The sequence below is a fragment of the Celeribacter persicus genome (assembly GCF_003050785.1).
GTDB classification, from domain to species: Bacteria; Pseudomonadota; Alphaproteobacteria; order Rhodobacterales; family Rhodobacteraceae; genus Celeribacter; species Celeribacter persicus.
Genome location: NZ_QAOH01000004.1, coordinates 227,941 through 248,403, shown reverse-complemented (window position 1 = coordinate 248,403; position 20,463 = coordinate 227,941). Strand labels below are relative to the sequence as shown.

The window sequence follows — 20,463 nt, the reverse complement described above, 5'->3', positions numbered from 1 at the left end:
CAGGGAGCAAGAGCGACATGACGAAACCCAAGCTAAGCGATGAAATCCTGATGGCCTACGCCGATGGTGAACTGGACTCGGAAACCTCACGCGCTGTCGAAGTGGCCATGCAGGCGGACTCCTCAGTGGCAGACCGTGTCGCGCTCTTCGGCGAGACCAAGCATATACTAAAACAGGCTGCACTGGCACGATCCGAGGCACCGTTGCCTCAGCCGCTCAAAGCGAAAATCGACAGGGCCTTCGCCAATGCAGAGACCGCGCCAGAGGTGATCGTGCCGTTGCGGCAACGCCGAAAAACCGAATGGCAGCCGTTGGCGCTGGCAGCGAGCATTGCACTAGCCATTGGCCTCGGTGGCGGCCTGCTACTGAGCCGGACGTTGACACCGCAAACAACTGTGGCGGACCTCGCTGTGCTCTCTACGTCGGTGGTCAGGGCCACACTGAATGATCTCCCCTCCGGCGCAGAACGCCATGTGGCAGGCGGCGTCGTGCGGGCAATTGCCTCGTTTCGCGATGCGGACGGTACGCTTTGCCGGGAGTTCGAGTTCGATGGGAGCGCGCGGGCGCATATCGCTGTCGCCTGCCACAGCGATGACACTTGGGTATTACGCTTCGCGGTGATCGCCGATGTCGCATCGGGCGGTTATGCCCCTGCGTCCTCGCACGATGCGCTAGACGCCTATCTGGTCTCAATCGACGCAGGTCCGCCGCTCTCCGCCGAGAGTGAGGCAGACAGTCTTTCTGCCCTTGCGCGCTAAGCAGCTTTCCCAGTTTCTCAAAGGGAAGGCGATGCGTGTTTGGATGTATATGGACTCCGTTTGATTACAACGCCTGATCTGGTTGGGCCCGAAGCTTCGCAATTGCGGATCATATCCGGCACGCCGTCGTCTCTGCCGCACCCATCCACGATCTGCCGAAGGGCTTGGCGTAGACGATTGATGTCGCGGGTGATCACGACACTATGTTCAGCTGACAGGCCTCGTATCTGCTTCGCAAGCCGCGTCCGGTCCGAGATCAGCCTCTGCCGGATGCGGTGGACAGCCTGTAGCTCCAGTTGTTCCGGCGATTTTTGTGGAACGAACCGCATCGACGGGCGGCCAGCGGCTCCGCAGATCAATTCGGTCATTCTTATTCGATTTAATGTTCGGGGTAACGAATTGCTGCGAGATCAGCCTGAGCTCGTGTCCGAGCCCGGACAGCACCCGCGCCTGATAAATGTGAACCGCTGCAGGTTTCCATGCCGACCAAGCAAGGCGGCAATTGAGCAGAAAATGGCGCGACAGCACGGCGTCGTAGTGTTTTCCTCATCAAGGTCTACTCGTTGCTGCCAGCGCCGTGGATCTGAAACACAGTCATGGCCAGGTCTAGGCCGATGCTCACGATATCCATGGTATGTCTGCTCTTTCACCTTCTGGATGCCGAAGTGTCACTGCCGCCGGGCGGGGGCGGGCCATACCATTGAACCGGTCAGTGCAAATTTTCTCTTAAATGAACGCTCCGGGTTCGCCGGAGGCTGTTGCTTGGTTTCAGGCGACCATATTCAGTTGTGTTTGCTGGTCAAAGAAATTCCGTCCTGCCTTGGCTGGAGGGCTGGGACAAGACCCGCAGGCGCGCTGCCGAGCTGGGCTGGCAACTCGTTGCCGCCGCTCGCAGGGATCAGGTTTGCAGCCTGCTCATATTGATCCCCGGCAACTTTCGGACATCGAGAGCCACTGGCGCTTGGGTGGATCTGACGACGGGCCGATACCAATCTGGAGAGATATATTACGACGGGCATATCTCCCGGCGGGGCGACCGCAATTTGCATGGGCTACTCTTCAAGACGCAATGACCATCTTGACGCGGGTGACCCGCGACAACGATCTGGGGCTTTGGCCAGAAGGTATGAGGGGGGGAAGCACGCCGCGGTCGCTGTTGCCCGCAAGTTGGCTATCGTTATGCATTCGATGCTCAAGACTGGCACATGTTTTGATTCTTGCTGGGAAAGGTGGCATAAGGAGCTGAAACAGGCGATCAAAGTCGATCGTCAGGAACGCCCCTGCCAAGATGAGGGACAAGTCATTCCGTTGATGCAGCTGCACCGCCAAAGCTGCAGAGTGCGTCATCCACATTGAAGGTTCTTTCCGCGAATCTTCATGATGCGGCGGCAGATGCCGACCATGAAGACAACCATGCATCCGGCAGATCAGGGACAGAACGGCGACACGCCGCTTGACGCGACAGCTGCGATTCGACAACCGTATCAGTTCATTTCTTGAGTTGGGCCGTTCCACTTCCGTCGCACTGCTTGCGCCAGAAGTGGAAGGTTTGTTCAGCGATGCGAATTTTGTGGATCGTATCCACACGCGCCATTCCCTGCCCGACAAGCACATCAACCTGCCTCAGTTTCGGGAATGTTTTCTCGGGCTTGTGCCGCGTGTTCACAATTTTCTGCCCTCCGTTTCCTAAAGCGTTTTTCATTTTATCTGAGGCAGAGAATAAAGAAAAACGCTGTGCAACATATAAACGCTTTAGACATAACGGTGGGCCATTTCACATGGGGAGGCTCAGTTTGGGCGGGATATCCACGTCGCCCCAGCATTTGAGGATGTTGAGGCTGCCTCCGGATACCGGAGTAGAGACATGAACGAAATCGAAGGCGGCGCGGTCGGTCGTTTTTGGCTGCGAACCACGCTTGTCTCCCTTTCGCGAGGTGTCCGAGGGCCAATCTGGCTCGTTCCCCTTGGGACTTCGGCGGGCCAAAGCACTAAGCGTAGTGGTGGTAGCTTGGCAAGTCCTTTGTCCGTCGCGGGTCTCAGCGGTCTGCGTTGTGGACCACTCCCCAGACGGGTTCTTCCAGCGGCAGTACCCAACCGTCGGGTCCTGTATGGGAGAGCGTAACCGCTGTCAGGTCCATTGCCGGGTCGACATAGCGCTGTGGCGGGCGGCCGTTCAGCGATTTCAATATCTCGGCGCGCACTTCGACGTTGCCATATCCGGCATCCTGCCAGATCCGTTCCAGATGACTGGCGAACTGGTGGATCATGTCCGAGCGCACCAGCATCTTTCCCGTCTGCCTCGGGGTCAGGTAATCGGTTGGTTCGATCGTCCAGCTCTGATCACCGGCAGTCACCAGAAAGACGCCGTCGGCATTCCGGTCGAAGATCCGCATCCGCCATGAAAATCGGTGTCCGTCACCGCTCCAGCGGACTTCGGTCGGGATCGTCCCGGCCCGCAACGGCAGCGCCACCTGAACCACCACCCAGACCGCTGCGGCCAGTAGCGCGATGCCCGCGACCGGTTTTGCACGCGTGGGGGCGGGGTCTGTTTTGGGTTCCGGCAAATCTTCGAAACAGGAATGCAGCCAGCGCCCGAAACGCAGGGGCCAGTCCGGCGCGAAGAAGATCGTCGTTGCGGCGATGGTCAACCAGGGGAAGATGCCGATGTTGAAGAACACCGAATTGGCCGAATGGAACAGGCAGTAGACGAGGAAGATCGCCAGCCGCGTCCGTTTCCACAAAAGCAGCGGTGCGCCGAAGATGTGTAACGCTACGGTGCTCCATGTTCCTGCCAGAATCACCCAGTCGTACTGGAACAGGAACCCGAACAGGAAATCCTCCGATTGGGCCCTGAGCCAGAGGCCGAGGGGCTCGCCCGCCAGCCAGTCCGGTGTCAGCTTCACGAGGCCCGCGAAGACCAGCATGATCTCCATTTGCGCCCGCAGGATCGCCACCGAGGCATAGGGAATGTGGGTGGCACGCACGCGCGGGAACAGTTTCGCGTCGAGTGACAGGCTCCGGTGCGCGGGGAGGAAGCACATCAGGATCAGGAACAGGATGACGAGGTAGAAGTGGTTCAGGTATTCCGCCTTGTCGAGAAGGAAGAAGTAGCCGAACGTCACCGTCAGAATCACGATCGAGACACGGTAGAACAGGCCAAGCGCGACGAACAGTGCCGAAAGCCCGACCGTGAGCCAGGCCAGGTAGATCCAGGGCTCGGGCAGGGGGGTGACCCATCCGAATCCCGTGTAGGTGAAATGGAATTCCGGCTCGACCCAATAACGGTAGATGCGGTCGTATTTGATGAACCGCCAGCAGTCCCACAACAGAAGCGCGCCGAGTGCGATCCGGAATATTGCCAGCGACAGGGGCGACACGGGCCGGGACAGAGCGTCGCGGAGCGGCCTGAGCCGTGCGGCGATATCGGGGCGGTCGGTCAGGGTGCCATCGGTTGTGGTCATGCGCGGTCTCCGTTCTATATTGTCTTGGGAATAACGGGTCAGCCCGGACGTTATTCCCTTATGATAGCAATTTTTGGAGACATTTCATGACCGGTCCGGGACTGACCGTGATCTACGATGGTGAATGCCTGTTTTGCGCCTCCTATCTGCGCCTGGTGCGGTTGCGGGAGGTTGTGGGCCGGGTCGAACTTGTCGACGCGCGCAGCACCGATCCCCGTGTCGCCGTGCTCTGCGCCAAAGGCTACGACCTCGACGCCGGAATGATCGCCCTGTGGGAGAGGCAGGTCTTTTACGGTGACGCCGCTGTTCATCTGCTTGCGACTCTGTCGTCGGAAGGCACCGGTATTTTGAACCGCATCCAAAAGATGCTTTTCGCATCGCCCGACCGCGCGGCGCGGCTGTACCCCGTGCTCGTCTTCGGTCGCCGGGCCTTTCTGCGCCTTGCGGGGCGGGTCCCGATCGGTATGGAGCAAAAAAGTTCGAACGGTTCGGAATAGACGCCGGTCCCGTCCGTTGTCCCTGTGAAGCCCGAGCAGAGTGGGCCTGCACCGAAAGGAGACCGAAATGCCTACCTTCAAAACCGCGCTGGCAGCCACGGTTGTCGCCACCGCGCTCATGACCGCATTACCCGAGCCTTCCTTGGCGCAGGGTGACGATCCGGTTCTGCGTTTGCTGAACTCGATCTTCCAGAGTTCCGGCAGTGGTCCATCGCGTTCCCGCTGGAACGATGACGACGACAACCGCGGCGGCTGGAACAACGATGACGGCTACGGCGGTCATGACGATGACGACGATAGCAGCCGCGACGATGACGATGACGACGGGGATAACGACGACGACGATTGATCGCCAGGCAGGCTCATAGCAGCGGCATCCTCCGAAAACCAGACCGCCCTGCAGAAGGCGGGGCGGTGTTTTTTCTCCCGGTAGGCCGTGGCGGCGACGGTCTGGCGTCGCTTCTGTCAATCGGCTCCGGCACCGAGGCGTGCGGCCTTGTCGTCGACGGAAAGCGGCGCGCTGGCGCGATGCCCGACAGGTAGGTGTCGAGGGGTTTGAGGGAGAAGACTGGCGCGTAGCTCGTATTGCCCTTGTCGATGAAGATCATCGCAAAACGGGTTTACCATCCGTCTTCCGTGCGGCAGACCACCGACACCACGATGTCGTCGCCCATTGTGCCGAATTCGAACTCCCCGCAGAAATCTCCGTCGCCGGTCTCGAACGAGGCGATGATCACGATTTCGCCGTCCCCGGCGGCCTCGTGCCCTCCGGTCGCGAGCGACCCGAGTGCATCGGAAACGCCCGCCATGTCGACGAGCGCCACCGGCTGGTCTGCTGGTTCCGCCGGTCCGCGAACGGTCAGTGTCGCCAAGATACCGCCGACGAGGCCCGCCAGAAGCGCGACGCTCGCGGCCAGCACCATTGGGCGGTAGGGGCGGTGCGGGCGGGCGCAGCGGGGAACGGCACAACCGTCTTTTCCGGAGCCGTGTGAGCGGTTTCACATGTCGCTTCAACACGGGCGGTCAGATCTTGCGACAGGGGAACGAGCGGTCAGGCCGTCGCCGCAGTGCCAAGCGCCGATGCAGTTCGTGCGAACATCTCGATACGCCCGGTGATGGCCGGATCGTCTGCGGCGGCCTTACGGATTTTTGCGAAGGTCAATTCGTCGAGCTCTCCGTTGGCACAGGCCATGAGTGTCACGTCATTAAATTGGGTCGCATCCATCACGCGTCTCCTTACCCTCCGAATGTCTACGCGCTAGGGCTTAAGTTATTCCCGGTTTCTGTCGACCGTCGCTGCTTCGGGCGTTTCAGTCACATCGATCTCTGTTTCGCTCGGCGCGCCATGTCGATCTAGGTGTTGCGTAGGCTTCGGAACAGCCAGGAGCCGTGTCGCATCCGTTGCCGATTGATGCCTGCGGAATACCACCAGCTTACGGACGTAGACTCTTCACAATCCACCGTCCAGATGAGTCCATTTGCTATGAAGCACATCCTCTTCCTCGCAGCGGCCACCACGCTGTCCGCTTCGGCCAGTATCCCGACTTTGGTGTTCGATGGAATGTTCGTGACGGGGGCCTTCGCCGCCCTCGACGTCTTCAGCGCCAGCCTTGTGTCCCTCGCTTCCGTTTGGCCGGGTCCAATCCGGGTCTTCCTGCGTTCATCTGCCGTTCATGCATCCGACAGGCAAAACTCATACCGGGTGGTCAGACTGTGCCTTACGGCGCGCCTGCCGTGTTTGTATTTCGGGATGACGAAATGAGAGCGAGTACACTTTTTACCTTTTATGCGGGACTTCTCGCGTTCCTGATCGTCGCCTCGACTGCGGCGGCGCTCTACGGGATCGAGCGGCACAGGCAGTGGGAGGCACGTACGGAACTCGCCCATGAATCCTATCAGCTACACCTGGAACTTGAGGCGGCGGTGTTTCGGCTCTTCAAACAACATGGTGACGCGCTTCTGATTGGCGACCGCGACGGCGGTGTCGGCGAAGAGGCGCTCATGACACGAATCTCCGACCTGATCGCCGCGATCCGGAACGTCATCGGGCGGGAAATAAGAATGGTCGGTGACGAGGAGATTGCGGAACTCGGACTGCTCGCCGAGATCGAGGAGGAGCTGAGGGATATCACGACGGCCCTTTCCGCGATCACCGTTTCCGGGGGGGCGATTAACAGGGACGTTCAACTGAGCCGACTGACCGACCTTCTCGACCGCCGGATCGACGTGCTGCTGACGCGCAATATCGAAGCCGCCATTGAGGGCGAGCGCGCCGAGGTGGCCGAGGTTCTTGCCCATGCCTCTGCCTTCCGTGCCGCGAACAGGCGTGTCGTCTTCGCTCTGGTCATCGTCTCGCTGGCCGTCCTAGTCACGGCGCTCTGGTCGTTCCACCGCCAGATCCGCGCACCGCTTCTCCAGATCGGCAACCGCCTCGCGGACCTCAAGCGCGGCGTCTATCCTGTGGCCGGGCCGGTCGGCGGTAGCCGGGAAGTCGCCGAACTCTGCGCTGTGCTCGACGACATGTCGTCGTCGCTGAAGGCGCGCGACGTGATCTATGCGGAACGCCAGCGGGAACTCGAAACCCAGGTCAGCGAACGTGCGAAGGAACTCCAGCGGATCGCCGAGCGGGTCGAAAGCGGCGAGGCCAACCGCCGCCAGCTTCTGGCCGACATCAGCCACGAGCTCCGCACACCGCTCGCCATCATCCTCGGCGAGGCCGAGGTGGCGCTGCGGACAGGTGCCGATCTTCCCGACGACCTGTCGGATTCGCTCGGCCGGATCAGGGATGCAGCGCGCCACACCAACCAGATCGTCGACGACCTTCTGACCATCGCCCGGCGCGAGGCCGGCCAGCTCCGGCTCCATCTGCACGAGACGGACCTGCGAAAGATTCTCAGGGATGCGGTGGAAATGTTTCCCGGCCACATCGATCTCGCCTACCCCTCCGACCCGGTATACGCCAGTGTCGACGAGACCCGGCTCCGGCAGTGCATTCTCGCCGTGTTCCAGAACGCCCGGCGATACGGAGGGCCGCGGATATCGGCGCGGCTCGAAACAGGTCCCGAGGCGCATGTCTTCACCGTCGAGGATGACGGCCCGGGAATGACCGATCAGGAAAAGGCTCACGCGTTTGAGCGTTTCTTTCGCGGGAACAATGCCAGCCGCGGCAGCGAGGACGGCAGCGGTCTTGGTCTGCCTATCGTGAAGGCGATCGTGGAAGCACATGGTGGAAGCGCCAGCATCAAGGATGTAGAAACTGGGGGCGTCAGGATTATTTTGGAACTGCCCCAAAAACCACGCATACAAGCGGTCGAAGGGACGCGTAGTACGGCGTGGAAAATATTCGACCAACAGATTGGAATAACACGCGGCTCCAAACGTTATCCAATCTGAGCGTTGTCATACTGCGGCGCTCGGACCAGAACGACAGGACGGGGCCAGCTTCATGAACATTTTGCTGATCGAGGATGAGGAACGTGTCGCGGGTTTCGTGCGCCGGGGGCTTGCCGGCGAGGGCTGGAGCGTCGATCACGCCATGGACGGTGAGACGGGACTCGAGCTTTTGGCCGGCAACCATTACGACGTCGTGCTTCTCGATCTCATGCTGCCCGGGATGCAGGGGCTCGATGTCTGTCGGCTGATGCGCGCGCGGTCCGATACGACGCCCATCCTGATGCTGACCGCGCTCGACGGGATCGACGAGCGTGTCGGCGGGCTCAAGGCAGGTGCAGACGATTACCTGCCGAAACCCTTCGACTTCGACGAACTCGTCGCCCGGATTGAGGCGCTGAGCCGCCGCGCGAACGGCTATGCCATAGATACCCGTGAAGATCGGATCGAACTGGGGTCGATCGTCTTCGACAAGGTGGCGCTTTCGGTGTCATTGGACGGTCGGGAAATCAATTTTTCCGCGAAGGAGCGCGATCTCCTTCTGCTCTTCATGTCGAATTCCGGTCGCGTACTGGCCCGGGAGCGTATCCTCAACGCGGTCTGGGGGCTTAGTGCGGATCCGCTGACCAACGTCGTTGACGTCTATGTCGGCCGCCTCCGCCGGAAGCTCGGCGAAGAAGGGGAGCGGATCGTGACCATCCGCCATGTCGGCTACCGCATGGACTGAGATGGCTGCGTCAGGATGCCTCGCAGGTCCCGACCTCGGACAGCAGATCAAGCGATAGCTCCAGGATCCCGGGCGCGAAGGCCCGGCGGTCGGGGAACCGCGTGGCGATATGGGCGTGGCGTAGCAGCGAGACATCACGGAGCACCCGCACGCGATGGGGATCGGGCGCAGGTCGCATGTCTGCATATCCGGCGAAAAATGCTGTTGCATGGTGCTGAAGCGCCCAGGGGTCGCCGGTGCTCCGCAGTGCGTATTCGATCAGATGCGCCTCGAAATTCCCAAGATCAATGGCAGGATCGCCCATCGCTGCGAGATCGAGGTCGAGAAGCCAGATCTTGCGCTGCGCGACAAGGACCTGGTCGGGGTAGAAGTCGCGGTGAATCGGTCGCTCCTGCACAGGTGGAAGTGCGGCAAGCTTCTGTGCCGCCAGAATGTGCGCACGATCCAGATGCACCGGGTCCTGCGTCTCTCGTGCCGTGTCGAGGGCCTTGCCGAGGACCGAAAGCTCGTTTCCGTGGTTCCAGTTGCGGTCGAGGTCCAGAGGGGCGGCATGCAGTTCTGCCAGCGCCTGGCCGGTTCGCCGGAACACGGCGGGATCGGCACTTGTGGTCTGGAATTCCGAAAGCGCCGTGCCTTCCACCTCCTCCATGAACCAGAGGTTCTGGTCGCCCGGGGCTGGCCAGGCCTTTGGTACAGCCGCTTCGCCGGCGCCAGTGCCGTCGAACCCGAGCTCTCGCATCCGGGCATGAACGGCCGGTGTCCGCCAGTCTCGTTTGCGCGCGTGAAGCTTGCCCAGGATGGCCGGGCCCTCTTGGCAATCGTATCGCACGAGTGCCCGTCGCCCGGGCTTGTGCCGCAGAAGCTTTGGCGCGCCCGAAAGGCTGTAGCCCGTGGCATCGCGAAGGAATCGTTCCGCGCTCTGTGGCGTCAGCGCGGCGGAAAGCCCCGGCGTTTCTGCTGTCTGGCATGAGAGTGCGGTTTCGAGATGGTCGACCAGCCCGAGAATGGCCCGGTCCCAGTTGTTCCATTGTTCGCGGAAGGGCTCCGTCGAAAGCATGAACAGATGCCGCAATCGTTGTGCCTCGACCGTCCGGGGCAGGGCGCGCTCTTTGGCATAGCCCTCAAGGAAGGATGTGCCGAGCCTCCGAGCGGTGATGACGGGCATCCGTCCGGCCAGGGTTTCTGCGTCCAGCCGGGCGAGAAAACTGCCCAGATCCGCCCCTTGGTCGCCGATCCCTGCGCAATCCCAGTCGACGATCCGGATGCCGTTTGCGGTCAGAAGGCATTGATCCGCGCTGAAATCGCCATGGCACTGGCCGATGCTTCCGCGTTGCTCGGCAATCATCCGGGATGTGAAAAAGTCTATTTTTGACAATCTCTTGGGGTCGAGAGTTAAAGATTCGCAGATCGCCTCGAGCGTATCGTCCCCCATGCTGCGGTTTCGTGGCGCCAGAGGCGGCAGAACCGCCCTACGTCCGTGCATCGCAGCGAGCGCCGCACCAGCAGCGGCGAAAGCGTCAGAGCCGGCTGTGGCATCAAGCGTGTCTCCCTCCAGCCAGTCGCAGGCGATGAGGCCGAGCGATGGATTGGCATGGACCAGTGCAGGCCCGCCGAGTGCGGAGGCGGCAACTGCACCCGGAAGCGCACGGTTGAAACCGGAGGGCGCATGCGCCTTCAGCAGAAAGGCGGCATCACGGGTCTCGACCCGTCCGACGAGCCGTCGTTCGGGCTTGTATCGAAGCGGTACGAGGGTCGCGTCCGGTCCGAAGACCGACAGGATGCGGGTATTCCGGCCGGGGTCGATGAACCGCCGCAGCGCCCGCAACTTGCGATCCCGGCGCGCGGGGACGATTGCGACGCATTGGTCTGGAAAGAGTTGCACGCTATGGCGTCCGTGTCTCCACTTGGGGCGTTCCGCGGCCTCGGCGAACCGGGGCTCGGTATAGGCGAAGACGAGATACCATTCCGGCCCCTCCTCCCCGGAAATCTCGATGCCGCGCAGGCAGGAGGTGCCGGGCTTGTAGCGCAAGTAGCGATGGATTATTTTGCTTTGCCCGAGCGCCTCCGCCAATGCCGCGTCGTCGAGCAGGAGGCGCAGCCCCGGCAGTGCCGGGTCGCGTGCAGCCAGAGCTTTATTCGGCGGCGACAATGGCATCGCGACCTCCATTCTGCTGCTGCCAAAGCGTCCGGTAGAGCCCTGGCTCGCGGATCAGTTCGGCATGTGTCCCGTCCTGGCCGATGCCTCCGCCCTCCAGGCAAAGAATGCGGTCCGCACGTGCGGCCAGTGACAGGTCGTGGGTCACGAAAACCGTCGTCCGTCCCTTGGCCAGCCGCCAGATTGCGTCGGACACGGCGGCCTCGTTCCGGCCGTCGAGCCCCACGGTCGGTTCGTCCAGGATCAGGATCGGCGCCTGCCGCAGCGCGGCCCGGGCGATGGCGATCCGCTGGCGCTGGCCAGCCGAGAGCGTGCCGCCGCGTTCGGCCAGCACAGTGTCGTAGCCTTCGGGCAGGGCCTCGATGAAGCCGTCGGCATGAGCCAATTGCGCGGCGGCCCGGATCTCTTCCCCGGTCACCTCCCGGCCTGCGGCGATGGCAAGGTTTTCGCGGACGCTGGCCCGAAACAGCAGTGTTTCCTGCGGAACAAAGCTGATCCGGCTGCGCAGGCTCGCCAGCGAGACGTCGCGCAGATCCTGTCCGTCGATCAGGATGCGGCCGGTGTCGGGATCGTAGAGACGCATCAGAAGGCTCGTAAGGGTCGATTTTCCGACGCCCGAGACACCGGTGATGGCTACGCTCTGTCCTGCGGGGATCGACAGTGTGACGTCCCTCAGGACGGCTTGTCCGTCGTAACTGAACCCGACCGTGTCGAGGTCGATACGACCGGCGTCGATCCGGGCGGCAACTGCACCGGGCCGGTCCGACAGGGTTGCAGGTGTGTCGAGCAGTTCGATCACCCGCTCGCCCGCAGCCGTCGCCTTGGCAAGGCGCGCGGAATACTTGGCGTAGTCGCGGACCGGGCGGAAGGTGTTCTTGAGATAGGTCAGAAAGACCAGAAGATCGCCTGCCGTGATCCGCCCGTCGAGCACGAAAAGCGTGCCGACATAGAGGACCGCGGCCAGTGCCACCCCAACCAGCACGTCGACCAGCCGTTCCAGTTTCGCGGCCAGGCGCTTGGCCTTCACCCCTTGGGCAAGGCTTTTCGCATTGGCGCCGCCGAAGCCGGACGAAACGCGCTCTTCCAGACCGAGGGCCTGAACGGTGCGGATGCCGGCCATCGCCTCGGCAGCGGTGGCGGCCATGTCGCCCTCGGTCTTGCGGACCTTCCGGCTCACCCCCTGGATGCGTCGCCCGATCCGGAGCGAGGCGAGCCAAAGGAGCGGCAGCGGAAGAAGCGCCAGCAGCGCAAGCTGCCAGTTCAGCACCACCATCACCGCGATCATCCCGGCCAGAACCAGCCCGTTCACCGCAAGCGGCAGGGCCGCAGTCACAGCGGTTTCCTTCAGCATGCCGACGTCCGAGATCAGCCGGATGGTCAGGTCGCCGGTCTTGGCCTTGGTATGAAAGGCAAGCGGCAGCGTCTGGAGGTGGCGGAAGAGATCTGCCCGGACGGCGGTCAGGACGCGGTTGCCGACAAGCGCGAAGGCGATGGTGGACGCGTATTCGAAGATCGCGCGCAGGGCGACGACCAGAAGCAGCCCGCCGGCGGCGATCGCCAGAACCGTGGTCACGGGCAGCGTCGCCAGCAGCGACGGAAGCGATGCCTCGCCGCCCACCTGAACCACGTGGTCTATGACGAATTTCAGCGGCCAGGGTTCGAGAAGCTTCGCCGCGACGGCGGCAAGCATCGCCGCTGCGCCTCCGGCCGCAAGCGCGCGATGGGGCCGCATGTAGGGTGCAATCCGCATCACAACCCTGCGTAGTCCCGGCAAGGTGTCTCTGAGACGGGTCTGTCGATGTCCGCGGGATGCCATCACGCGGCCCCGTCGAATGTCAGGCCCGCACGGGACAGCACGCGTTCGGCCACGCGATCCCAGGTATGGTGCGCAAGAACATCGTGCCGCGCCGTGGCGCCCATTTTCCGCAGCGCCTGTGGTGACTGCGCCAGATTGGCAAGCGTGCGTGCCAATGCCTCAGGATCGTCGGGCGGTACCAGCCGTCCGGTCCGGGCCTCGGCCACCACCGTGTCAAGCGTGCCGACGCGGCTTGCAACGACCGGCAGGCCTGCGGCCATGTATTCGTAAAGCTTCAGTGGCGAGAAGTAGAACGGATCGCTGCCCCGATAGGGTGCGGTGCCCACATGCATGCGCCGAAGCTGCTCGGGCACCGACTTTGCGGGAAGCGCGCCGGTGAATTCGGCGCAGCCCGAAAGGCCGAATTCCGCGACCTGATGGGTCAGTGCCTCGCGTTCGGGGCCGTCTCCGACGATCAGAAGTCGTGCTTGCGGTTCCAGGCGCACCAGCAGCGCCATGGCATCGACCAGCGTTGCCACGTCGTGCCAGGGTTTGAGCGTGCCCAGAAAGCCAACGGTGAACGGGCCCTCGAACTGCGCGGGTTCGGCGAAGCGCGCCGGATTCACGGCATTGGGAACGACGTGAGGGGTTCGCGCGCCGAAGCCGCGCGCGTAATCCGCAACCGCAGTGCTGACCGCAAGCACTTGGTCGGCAGAGATCATCGCGCGCCGGGTCACGGCCTGCGCTTCGGACAGGCGGGCGAGGCTGCGGTGTCGGATCTGTTCCTCGATGAGCGGCGCGTTGACTTCCAGCGCGCCGGGTACGCCTGTCGCCGCCGCCCATTCCATCGCGGCATGTGCGAAAAGCGCATGGCGTTCGTAGACGAAGTCGAAGGGACCTTCCGCTGAAAGGGCCGCCGCGACGTCTGCGTTCATGTTCAGAAGCACTGTCGCCCGCGCCTCCGCATCGCCCTTCGGCGCGGGCGGAAGCGGGCGGAGCCGGACAGAACCAAGCCCCTCGGGTGCGGGATCGGCCGGTTCCGGCGCGATCAGTGTCACCTCGGCGCCGAAGCCAAGGAAGGCCCGCAGCATCTCCTGCACATGAATCGAGGCCCCTTTGCAGCCGAAAACGGGGATTCCCGGATCGGTCGAGACATAGGCGATACGCATCAGGCCACCCCCCGCAGAGAACCCTCGTTGGCGACAGCCTGGGCAAAGAGCGTCCGGAGGGCTGCAGCGCTGCGCCCGACGTCGAATTCGGCCTCGATCAACGCCCGTCCGGCGCGCGACAGCCGATCTCGCAACTCCGCGTCCGACAGGATTGCGGTCAGGCCGTCGGCCAGCGCTTTGGGGTCGCCCTCGGCGACGCAAAGACCGGTGTCACCGTCCCGGACCAGTTCCGGTATCCCCGTCACGTCCGTCGAGATGCAGGGCGTGCCAAGCGCCATGGCTTCCAGCAGGACCGTGGGCAGCCCGTCACGATTGCCGTCATGGCCCACGATGCAGGGGCAGGCGAGGACGGCCGCCCGGCGCATCAGCTCGATCACCTGCGACTGGGGCAGGGGGCCTTCCAGCGTCACGTGCCCTTCGAGGCCGGCGGCTGCGATCTGGTGGCGGAGGTTCTCTCCCTCCTCGCCCTGGCCGACGATGCGGCAGCGGACCGGGTGTCCGGCCTCCTGCATCAGCAGAAGCGCCTCGATCAAGATATGAAAGCCCTTCTTCTCGACCAGTCGTCCGACCGCGAGAATCTCGGTCGCTTCCGCGGTTGGCGCGTGCCAGTCGAAGCGCGTCAGGTCGAGGCCGTTGTAAATCCGGACCGCATTGCGGGCGTCCATTCCGAAGGTCGCCGAGAGATGATCGAGGTTGTAGTCCGATACCGTGATCACCGCAGCCGCATCGCGCATCTTCTGGCCGAGTGCGACGGGCGTGTCGTAGTCGTGATAGATGTCCTTGGCGTGGGCGGTAAAGCTGTAGGTGATCCCCGCGATCCGCGCGGCCAGTCGTGCGACGGTCGTCGCCACCGTTCCGAAATGGGCGTGAAGATGCGCTACTTCCTTTTCGTGGCAGGCCAGCGCAAGCTCCATGCCCTGGGCCAGATCCGCACTTGCGGCGGCTTCCGAAAGAAGGGTTTCGACCGCGTCGGGAAAGACCTCAACCGTCCGCAGAAGCAGGCGGTGGAAGGCGTCGGGGGTCCGGACCTTGTCCTGAATGCGGGTCACAGGCGCGCGGACCCGGGCAATCTGATCCTGGAAATGGGTCTCCTGCACGGGGCGGAGTGCGAAGATTTCGATCTCCGTCCCGGCCGCCTCGTGGGCGAGAATCTCGTTGACGATGAAGGTCTCTGAAAACCGCGGATAGCGCTTGCAGACGTAACCGATGCGGGGGGGCGAATGGGACATGAACACTCTCCTGTTTCTAGGCGGCAATGCGGGTGGGGCGTACGGCGGAAAGCGCCTCGGAGGTCAGTTCGGCGAACCGGTCGAGGCCAGACAGATCCGGGCTCCCGCCGCGGCCTGCGTCGGTCGGTCGGGACAGCCAGTCCGATATCGCCTCGGGCGACAGCGCGTCGGGATGCAGAAGGTCGATCATCCGGGCGTTGGCCAGGCGTTCGGCCCGGATGAGTTGTTCCTGTCGCGGCCGGATGCGCGGGACGATGAGAGAGGTCTTCGCGAAGCTCAGAATCTCGCAGATCGTGTTGTAGCCACCCATTCCGATGATGCGTTCGGCGCCGTCGATCAGCCCGGCGAGCTCGGGCACGAATTCGACGATCTCGACATCGGGATTGGCCGAGGCGATGGCGATGATCGCCCGCCGGTCCTCGCGCGTCATTTGGCTTCCGGTGACGAGGATGCCGCGCTGTCCTTTGGGCATGCGTGCCGCGGCAAAGGCAGCGCCGAGCTCAAGCCCGTCGCGTCCGCCGCCGAGCGAACACAGGATATAGGGGCGGCGGTCGCGGCCGAGCACGTTCAGTCCGGCCTGACGCGCGGTGGCCGATCGTTCCTGGCCAGACCGGTCGAGATAGCCGGTGAATCGGACCTTCGCGCCGATGGTCGGGCCGAAGCCGTATTCCTCGACGAGATCGTAGAATTCCGGGTCCCCGTAGACCCAGACCTCGTCGTAGTAGCGGGTCAGGGATTCCACATTGCGCTGGCGGAGCCATTGCCGCCGCACAACCTCCCGACTGTCGATGACGTCACGCAGCCCGAGCACGACACGCGCCGGTTCGCCACGCAGCCATTTCAGCGTTGGCCGCAGTTCCTGCTGCGCGCCCTGAGGTACGTTGTCCACAATCACGAGGTCGGGACGAAAGGATTTCACGGCAGCGCGGATGATACCCGCCCGTAGCTCCGCGAGTTGGCCGAGCTCCAGGCTAAGGTGCTGCGAAGTGTAGTTGCCGCAGCGTCCCTTGGCATAGGCGGGCAGGATGACGAGGTCGACGCCTTCGGGGATATCGAAGGCGCCGGCCTCGCGCATGCCTGCAATCATGAGGACATCCGGTGCGTCGGGGAGCATCCGGAGCTTCCGCGCCAATGCAAGGTTTCTCCGCAGATGTCCGTAACCGAGCGTATCGTGGGAGTAGATAACGACCCGCGCCGCGGGGGCGCTCTGAACTTTCTTGATTACGTCTTTCGGCACGGTGCTGACCTCCCCTCTGTGGCTGTTGTTGTCGCGGGGTCTTTGCGGTCGTACTGAGCACGCCCCCGCCTCACTGAGGATCAATCTAGGAGCAGGTGCCAAACCAGTCCTGAAATCGCAATGAAAGCTTCATGACGTTGTCATGAAAACTTCATGAACAGCAGGGCTTGCTTGGGCGAGGGCCTGTTTTCGGGGCTTTCCGACGGAGTTCTCGCGGCGCTGGTGTGCGGATCGCCCTCAGACGTTGAGTGGTTCCTAGGTGTGGAACCTCGGAAGGTTATTCAGCGTTTGAGCCGGTGCTTGGCCTTTGAGTGCTGAGTGTGGGCGTTTTTCATTGAACCAGTCAAGCCACCTTGGCAAGTCGCGGTTGCGTGCGGCGGAGGTGGTATAGGCGGCTCCATAGGCCCATTCGCGCAGAAGGGTTTGAATGAAGCGTTCGGCCTTGGCATTGGTGCGCAGTGTGTATACCGGCGAGCCATTCCAGCGACTGATGGCAGATCATGGATCACCTGTTCCATGAGCCGCTCTGGCAATATCTGGGAGATCATTCAAAGGCGCAGAACGCCGCAATGGAACTTCTTCTCTTCGTTGAAGACCGAACGCGTCAAACGAAAACCTAGCGGACCCGAAAACAGGCGCGTGCAGATGTCTTCGACGGCATCGAGCGGTTCTACAATCCAAAGCGCAGGCACTCGACCATCGGCTATCTAAGCCCTATCACATGCGAGGAGCGAACTATGAAAGCTTAAGTTGCCGTCAACGATACCGGCAGCAGCTCAGTTTGCGGTGCCGGGCAGCGGTTGCCTTTTGCCTCGGAAGCCAACGGATCGATGAGACAAGCTCAGCCATCGCAAAATACGCGTTAGCCAGTGCGGGCGAACCAGTGGCACTTCATTGGTTCGTCTTTGCGAAAGATCTCGTTGGCCTGGCGCAGCTTTCGGGTGACCGACCGGTTGGTCCTACAGTTGCTCACAAGTCGTGCGGTGAATTTATTCTCCTGCGAGGCCTGGTCTTGCCCGAGAAGACCAGGTCACGATTCGTCATGTGGCACCGAATGATTAACTCAAATGCCCCTATCTCCTTATCAGTCCATACCTCAAGTTATAGGAAGAACGCGTCGAGCTCTGCTTGTGCCGATGTATTGAGGGCAGAGTAATTCTCTGCCGATAAATCGTCAGCCGTCAAACCACTCAGCAGATAGCTGTGATCATTGCCTACGACTTCGATCAGGATACCCTCTGCGGTCTGCTGCACATCGAAATTGTCGGATGTCAGCCAGCCGAAATCGAGCATATCTTCCGCCGGATTGAAGTCGAACTCATCATGTTGCCCCCAATTCCATGTGATCGTGATCGTATCGCCTCCACCGACATAATCCACGTCGTCAGAAGTATCCTCTACAGGATCGGTCGCCGGAACGTCCGTCATGGTGTCACCTCCGGCATCGCTGCCGCTGTCCGACATGTCCATGTCACCGCTCATATCCATGTCGTCATGATTATGATCGCCGTGGGTGGATTGCTCGCCGCTCGGATCATGCCCGATCGGAACCGTGGAACCTTCACGGACCTGATGCCCATCGGTGGTCGCGCCCGCTGGTGCATCCGGCGTCAGCAGGCTGGTACGGCTGACAAGCGACACATCTTCCTGGGAGACACCGAAAGGCACTTCCAGATTGTCCTCCATCACTTGGTCGAAATGGAACTCCAACTGTCCGGGCGTCAGGTCACGCAGGCTAAGGTCCTTGAAGATAAAGGTCTGCCCCGTCGTTCCGGTAGAGATCACGAGATCCGCACCGTCCTGTTCGACCGTCAGTTGCTCGCGCGTTCCGTAATAGAGAAAGCTGATCTTGTCCGTCGCCGCATCGAAGTCGGTGATCGTCGTCACCTTCCCGACCTGATGTGACAGGATATAGACCGTGTCCGCATCGCGCGGGCCGATCCCTTTTTCCCAGGACAGGATACCGCCGAGATCCTCACGCAAATGCTCATTGCCAACGACCCCGAGGGATTCCTGCGTCAGATCGGCAACCGAGACCCCCTTGAGGACCTGTGCATCGCTGCCCCAGACATTGCGCAGCGCAGCCTCGCCGTCCGGGGTCTCCGTCAGGATCAGCCCATGCACCGAGATCGAACCGAAGTCCAACTGGTCCGTCGCCGGGTCGAAGCCCTCAATGTCCGCACCGCTGGAATTCACCGCATGGATCGTGCCGCCACCAACGAAGGGCGTGTCTTCGCCCGAGCCGGAACTGTCCTGATTGCCGACCGTCGTGCCGCCTTCGACGACCTCCGAGCCGGTGTCCCCACTCGTGTCCTCATCTCCCATGTCATCGCCATGGTCGTGGGTATCTTCCACCGGATCGGCCGCCGGAACGTCCGTCGTGGTATCACCGCCGGCATCGCTGCCGCCGTCTGATATGTCCATGTCCTCGCTCATGTTGCCGGAACCGGTCTCATTGTCAGCCTCAGGTGTTTCGCTCACCGTCTCCCCGGTCTCCGTGGAGGCGCCACTGCCGACGCGTTCGGCAAAGAATGCGGTCATCGAAGCGTCAAGAGCCTCGATGTTATCCATGCTCAGATCGGACAGGCTGATCCCTTCGAACACATAGCTCTGGTTGTTCGAAGGAATTTCGATCACCAGATCCCCGTTCGCATTCTCGGTTACGTTCAGATTGCCGGGTTGCATCCAGCCGAAATTCAGAACGTCCGTCGCCGGGTTGAAAGCCTGAATGACCGCATTCGCCCCCCAGTTCCAAGTGATCGTGACGGTCTGGCCACTTCCAGCCACAGGTGCTTCTTCGGTGACATCGGTGGGATTTTCAACGGAAACGGCCAGTTCGGGTTCAGTCTGTTCCGGCTCCGCAGCTTCCGGTTCTGCTACTTCGGGGGCCGAGACAGGAACTATGCTATCCGTGTCCTCAGCCGTATCCGGGACAGACGTATCCGTGTCGGAAGACGTAGTAAACGCCTCTTCGATGAAATCCCTGGTCCCGGACACATTGACGAAATTCGATGGCGAAAGATCGTTCAACGACACGTTTTTCAATGTGTAACTCTGTTGCGCGGAGCCGCTGAACAGAACCTCAATCACGACATCCCCGCCGTTTTCGGTGATTCTGATGTCGTTTGCTCCGAACTGGTTGACAAAATTGATCCGATCCTGCGCTGGGTCAAATCCGTCGATCACTTCGTGGGACCCCCAGGCCCACGCGAGAGTGAGACTACCGCTGTCATCTCCACCCGTTGGAGCCATGCTGACACCTGCCAGATAATCATCAATCAGCGTTTCAACCTTGGGAGCATCATATCCGCCGAATTGCTGGACATATTTCAGGATTGAGGTGCCATATTCGTCTGTCGAGGCATTTCCGCCCTGCAACAGGTTGAGCGTTCCCCAAGCCCCTCGCAAATGGGCCGCGGCCAGAATGCCGGTCAGGGTGAGTTCGACCGAAACTGTCGATCCGTCAACATCCGTATAGGTGAAGGTTTGCCCAATGAAATCGTCAAGAGACTGACCGGAGTTTTGCAGACCGTTCTCGATGACATTCAGGTTGTATCCGAACGCGTCGAGGATGACCTTCTCCTGCAACTCGGTTTTCAGATCATCGAGCGAATTGATGCCGTTCTTTCCCGTGAATGTTCCGTCCCAGGTGTTCGAACTGGCACCATTCCCGTAAAAGACATCGTCTTCATAATATCCGAGGTCGATCAACAAGGCCTCGCCAAACTGATAACCGACAAAACCCAGAGAATTTTCCGAGCGATACTGGAGCTCCGTCCAGGTCAGTTCGCCAGCCTGATAGGTCGCCCAGTTCTCTTCACCCACCCAATCGCGGATTTGCCATTCTGTGATTACACTTGCTTGGTATCTTTCATAATCGACGCCACTCTCAAAAGATCTGAGAGCGTAAAGAAAGTCGTCGAAGGTTCCTGTTGGGGAGGCGATCATTGTAGTACTCCAGTCATTTCTGTTTCAAGTCGTTGGAAGGTACTCAGGAGGGTTCCATGGCTTTGAATGTTTTGGAGAGATTTTCCCGCATAGGTTG

At 61.6% G+C, this 20,463-nt stretch carries 17 protein-coding genes and 2 pseudogenes; 8 read left to right on the top strand and 11 right to left on the bottom strand.

Annotation, left to right across the window (positions count from 1 at the left end):
- The first annotated feature begins 17 nt into the window (after positions 1–17).
- Together C8N42_RS07515 and C8N42_RS21850 are read left to right on the top strand one after the other, a co-directional pair.
- A complete protein-coding gene (locus C8N42_RS07515; protein ID WP_107815946.1) occupies positions 18–758 on the top strand; it encodes an anti-sigma factor family protein in 741 nt (246 codons plus the stop codon).
- A gap of 797 nt (positions 759–1,555) precedes the next feature.
- A pseudogene (locus tag C8N42_RS21850) lies at positions 1,556–1,961 on the top strand (transposase); the annotation flags it as partial.
- 286 nt (positions 1,962–2,247) lie between these two features.
- Here the strand turns inward: C8N42_RS21850 and C8N42_RS21370 are convergent.
- The gene (locus C8N42_RS21370; RefSeq protein WP_146168252.1) at positions 2,248–2,460 is read right to left on the bottom strand and encodes a hypothetical protein; all 213 of its coding nucleotides are present in this window, start codon (positions 2,458–2,460) and stop codon (positions 2,248–2,250) included.
- A 334-nt stretch (positions 2,461–2,794) separates the two neighbouring features.
- Complete coding sequence (locus C8N42_RS07495; protein WP_107815942.1) at positions 2,795–4,219, bottom strand: HTTM domain-containing protein; 1,425 nt, start codon at positions 4,217–4,219, stop codon at positions 2,795–2,797.
- An 86-nt stretch (positions 4,220–4,305) separates the two neighbouring features.
- On the opposite strand from C8N42_RS07495, the gene C8N42_RS07490 reads away from it, so the two are divergent.
- Positions 4,306–4,716 (top strand): DCC1-like thiol-disulfide oxidoreductase family protein, encoded by a 411-nt coding sequence (locus C8N42_RS07490; RefSeq protein WP_107815941.1) that lies wholly within the window; start codon positions 4,306–4,308, stop codon positions 4,714–4,716.
- Positions 4,717–4,783: 67 nt separating this feature from the next.
- Positions 4,784–5,065 carry a hypothetical protein gene (locus tag C8N42_RS07485; RefSeq protein WP_107815940.1) on the top strand — a complete coding sequence of 94 codons (282 nt, stop codon included), beginning with the start codon at positions 4,784–4,786 and terminating at the stop codon, positions 5,063–5,065.
- A 271-nt stretch (positions 5,066–5,336) separates the two neighbouring features.
- On the opposite strand, the gene C8N42_RS07480 is transcribed toward C8N42_RS07485, so the two are convergent.
- Together C8N42_RS07480 and C8N42_RS21590 are read right to left on the bottom strand one after the other, a co-directional pair.
- Positions 5,337–5,588: a hypothetical protein gene (locus C8N42_RS07480; protein WP_146168251.1), complete on the bottom strand. Its 252-nt coding sequence runs from the start codon at positions 5,586–5,588 to the stop codon at positions 5,337–5,339.
- A gap of 179 nt (positions 5,589–5,767) precedes the next feature.
- Complete coding sequence (locus C8N42_RS21590) at positions 5,768–5,941, bottom strand: hypothetical protein (RefSeq protein WP_170109243.1); 174 nt, start codon at positions 5,939–5,941, stop codon at positions 5,768–5,770.
- A gap of 258 nt (positions 5,942–6,199) precedes the next feature.
- Between C8N42_RS21590 and C8N42_RS21585 the strand changes: the two genes are divergently transcribed.
- Genes C8N42_RS21585 through C8N42_RS07465 form a run of 3 tightly spaced genes read left to right on the top strand, consistent with a single transcriptional unit; the run spans position 6,200 to position 8,833 of the window.
- The gene (locus tag C8N42_RS21585; protein ID WP_170109242.1) at positions 6,200–6,478 is read left to right on the top strand and encodes a hypothetical protein; all 279 of its coding nucleotides are present in this window, start codon (positions 6,200–6,202) and stop codon (positions 6,476–6,478) included.
- Positions 6,451–8,109, top strand: a complete 1,659-nt coding sequence (locus C8N42_RS07470) for a sensor histidine kinase (protein WP_146168250.1) — start codon at positions 6,451–6,453, stop codon at positions 8,107–8,109. The genes C8N42_RS21585 and C8N42_RS07470 overlap by 28 nt, the downstream gene beginning before the upstream one ends.
- A gap of 52 nt (positions 8,110–8,161) precedes the next feature.
- Positions 8,162–8,833 carry a response regulator transcription factor gene (locus C8N42_RS07465; RefSeq protein ID WP_107815936.1) on the top strand — a complete coding sequence of 224 codons (672 nt, stop codon included), beginning with the start codon at positions 8,162–8,164 and terminating at the stop codon, positions 8,831–8,833.
- 10 nt (positions 8,834–8,843) lie between these two features.
- On the opposite strand, the gene C8N42_RS07460 is transcribed toward C8N42_RS07465, so the two are convergent.
- The 6 genes from C8N42_RS07460 to C8N42_RS07435 form a co-directional block, all read right to left on the bottom strand.
- Positions 8,844–10,988, bottom strand: a complete 2,145-nt coding sequence (locus C8N42_RS07460; protein WP_170109241.1) for an aminoglycoside phosphotransferase family protein — start codon at positions 10,986–10,988, stop codon at positions 8,844–8,846.
- Positions 10,966–12,738: an ABC transporter ATP-binding protein gene (locus tag C8N42_RS07455; protein WP_211309155.1), complete on the bottom strand. Its 1,773-nt coding sequence runs from the start codon at positions 12,736–12,738 to the stop codon at positions 10,966–10,968. Before C8N42_RS07455 ends, C8N42_RS07460 begins: the two co-directional genes overlap by 23 nt.
- 65 nt (positions 12,739–12,803) lie before the next feature.
- Positions 12,804–13,952: a glycosyltransferase family 4 protein gene (locus C8N42_RS07450; RefSeq protein WP_107815933.1), complete on the bottom strand. Its 1,149-nt coding sequence runs from the start codon at positions 13,950–13,952 to the stop codon at positions 12,804–12,806.
- The gene (locus C8N42_RS07445) at positions 13,952–15,181 is read right to left on the bottom strand and encodes a glycosyltransferase family 4 protein (protein WP_107815932.1); all 1,230 of its coding nucleotides are present in this window, start codon (positions 15,179–15,181) and stop codon (positions 13,952–13,954) included. Before C8N42_RS07445 ends, C8N42_RS07450 begins: the two co-directional genes overlap by 1 nt.
- 16 nt (positions 15,182–15,197) lie before the next feature.
- A complete protein-coding gene (locus C8N42_RS07440) occupies positions 15,198–16,520 on the bottom strand; it encodes a glycosyltransferase family protein (protein ID WP_146168249.1) in 1,323 nt (440 codons plus the stop codon).
- Positions 16,521–16,673: 153 nt separating this feature from the next.
- Positions 16,674–16,835, bottom strand: coding sequence for an integrase core domain-containing protein (locus tag C8N42_RS07435; RefSeq protein WP_425430518.1), 162 nt, complete (start codon positions 16,833–16,835; stop codon positions 16,674–16,676).
- Between the two features lie 40 nt (positions 16,836–16,875).
- Between C8N42_RS07435 and C8N42_RS07430 the strand changes: the two are divergent.
- A pseudogene (locus tag C8N42_RS07430) lies at positions 16,876–17,167 on the top strand (IS3 family transposase); the annotation flags it as partial.
- A gap of 352 nt (positions 17,168–17,519) precedes the next feature.
- Here C8N42_RS07430 and C8N42_RS07425 read toward each other — a convergent pair.
- Positions 17,520–20,366 carry a hypothetical protein gene (locus tag C8N42_RS07425; protein ID WP_107815929.1) on the bottom strand — a complete coding sequence of 949 codons (2,847 nt, stop codon included), beginning with the start codon at positions 20,364–20,366 and terminating at the stop codon, positions 17,520–17,522.
- Positions 20,367–20,463: the final 97 nt, after the last annotated feature.

Bases quoted from the DNA above. Each gene is read 5' to 3' on its own strand.
- C8N42_RS07460 (WP_170109241.1), bottom strand. From the start codon at position 10,988: ATGCCATTGTCGCCGCCGAATAAAGCTCTGGCTGCACGCGACCCGGCA.
- C8N42_RS07450 (WP_107815933.1), bottom strand. From the start codon at position 13,952: ATGCGTATCGCCTATGTCTCGACCGATCCGGGAATCCCCGTTTTCGGC.
- C8N42_RS07495 (WP_107815942.1), bottom strand. From the start codon at position 4,219: ATGACCACAACCGATGGCACCCTGACCGACCGCCCCGATATCGCCGCA.
- C8N42_RS07465 (WP_107815936.1), top strand. From the start codon at position 8,162: ATGAACATTTTGCTGATCGAGGATGAGGAACGTGTCGCGGGTTTCGTG.
- C8N42_RS07455 (WP_211309155.1), bottom strand. From the start codon at position 12,738: ATGCGGATTGCACCCTACATGCGGCCCCATCGCGCGCTTGCGGCCGGA.
- C8N42_RS07515 (WP_107815946.1), top strand. From the start codon at position 18: ATGACGAAACCCAAGCTAAGCGATGAAATCCTGATGGCCTACGCCGAT.
- C8N42_RS07445 (WP_107815932.1), bottom strand. From the start codon at position 15,181: ATGTCCCATTCGCCCCCCCGCATCGGTTACGTCTGCAAGCGCTATCCG.
- C8N42_RS07490 (WP_107815941.1), top strand. From the start codon at position 4,306: ATGACCGGTCCGGGACTGACCGTGATCTACGATGGTGAATGCCTGTTT.
- C8N42_RS21590 (WP_170109243.1), bottom strand. From the start codon at position 5,941: ATGGATGCGACCCAATTTAATGACGTGACACTCATGGCCTGTGCCAAC.
- C8N42_RS07485 (WP_107815940.1), top strand. From the start codon at position 4,784: ATGCCTACCTTCAAAACCGCGCTGGCAGCCACGGTTGTCGCCACCGCG.
- C8N42_RS21370 (WP_146168252.1), bottom strand. From the start codon at position 2,460: ATGAAAAACGCTTTAGGAAACGGAGGGCAGAAAATTGTGAACACGCGG.
- C8N42_RS07425 (WP_107815929.1), bottom strand. From the start codon at position 20,366: ATGATCGCCTCCCCAACAGGAACCTTCGACGACTTTCTTTACGCTCTC.
- C8N42_RS21585 (WP_170109242.1), top strand. From the start codon at position 6,200: ATGAAGCACATCCTCTTCCTCGCAGCGGCCACCACGCTGTCCGCTTCG.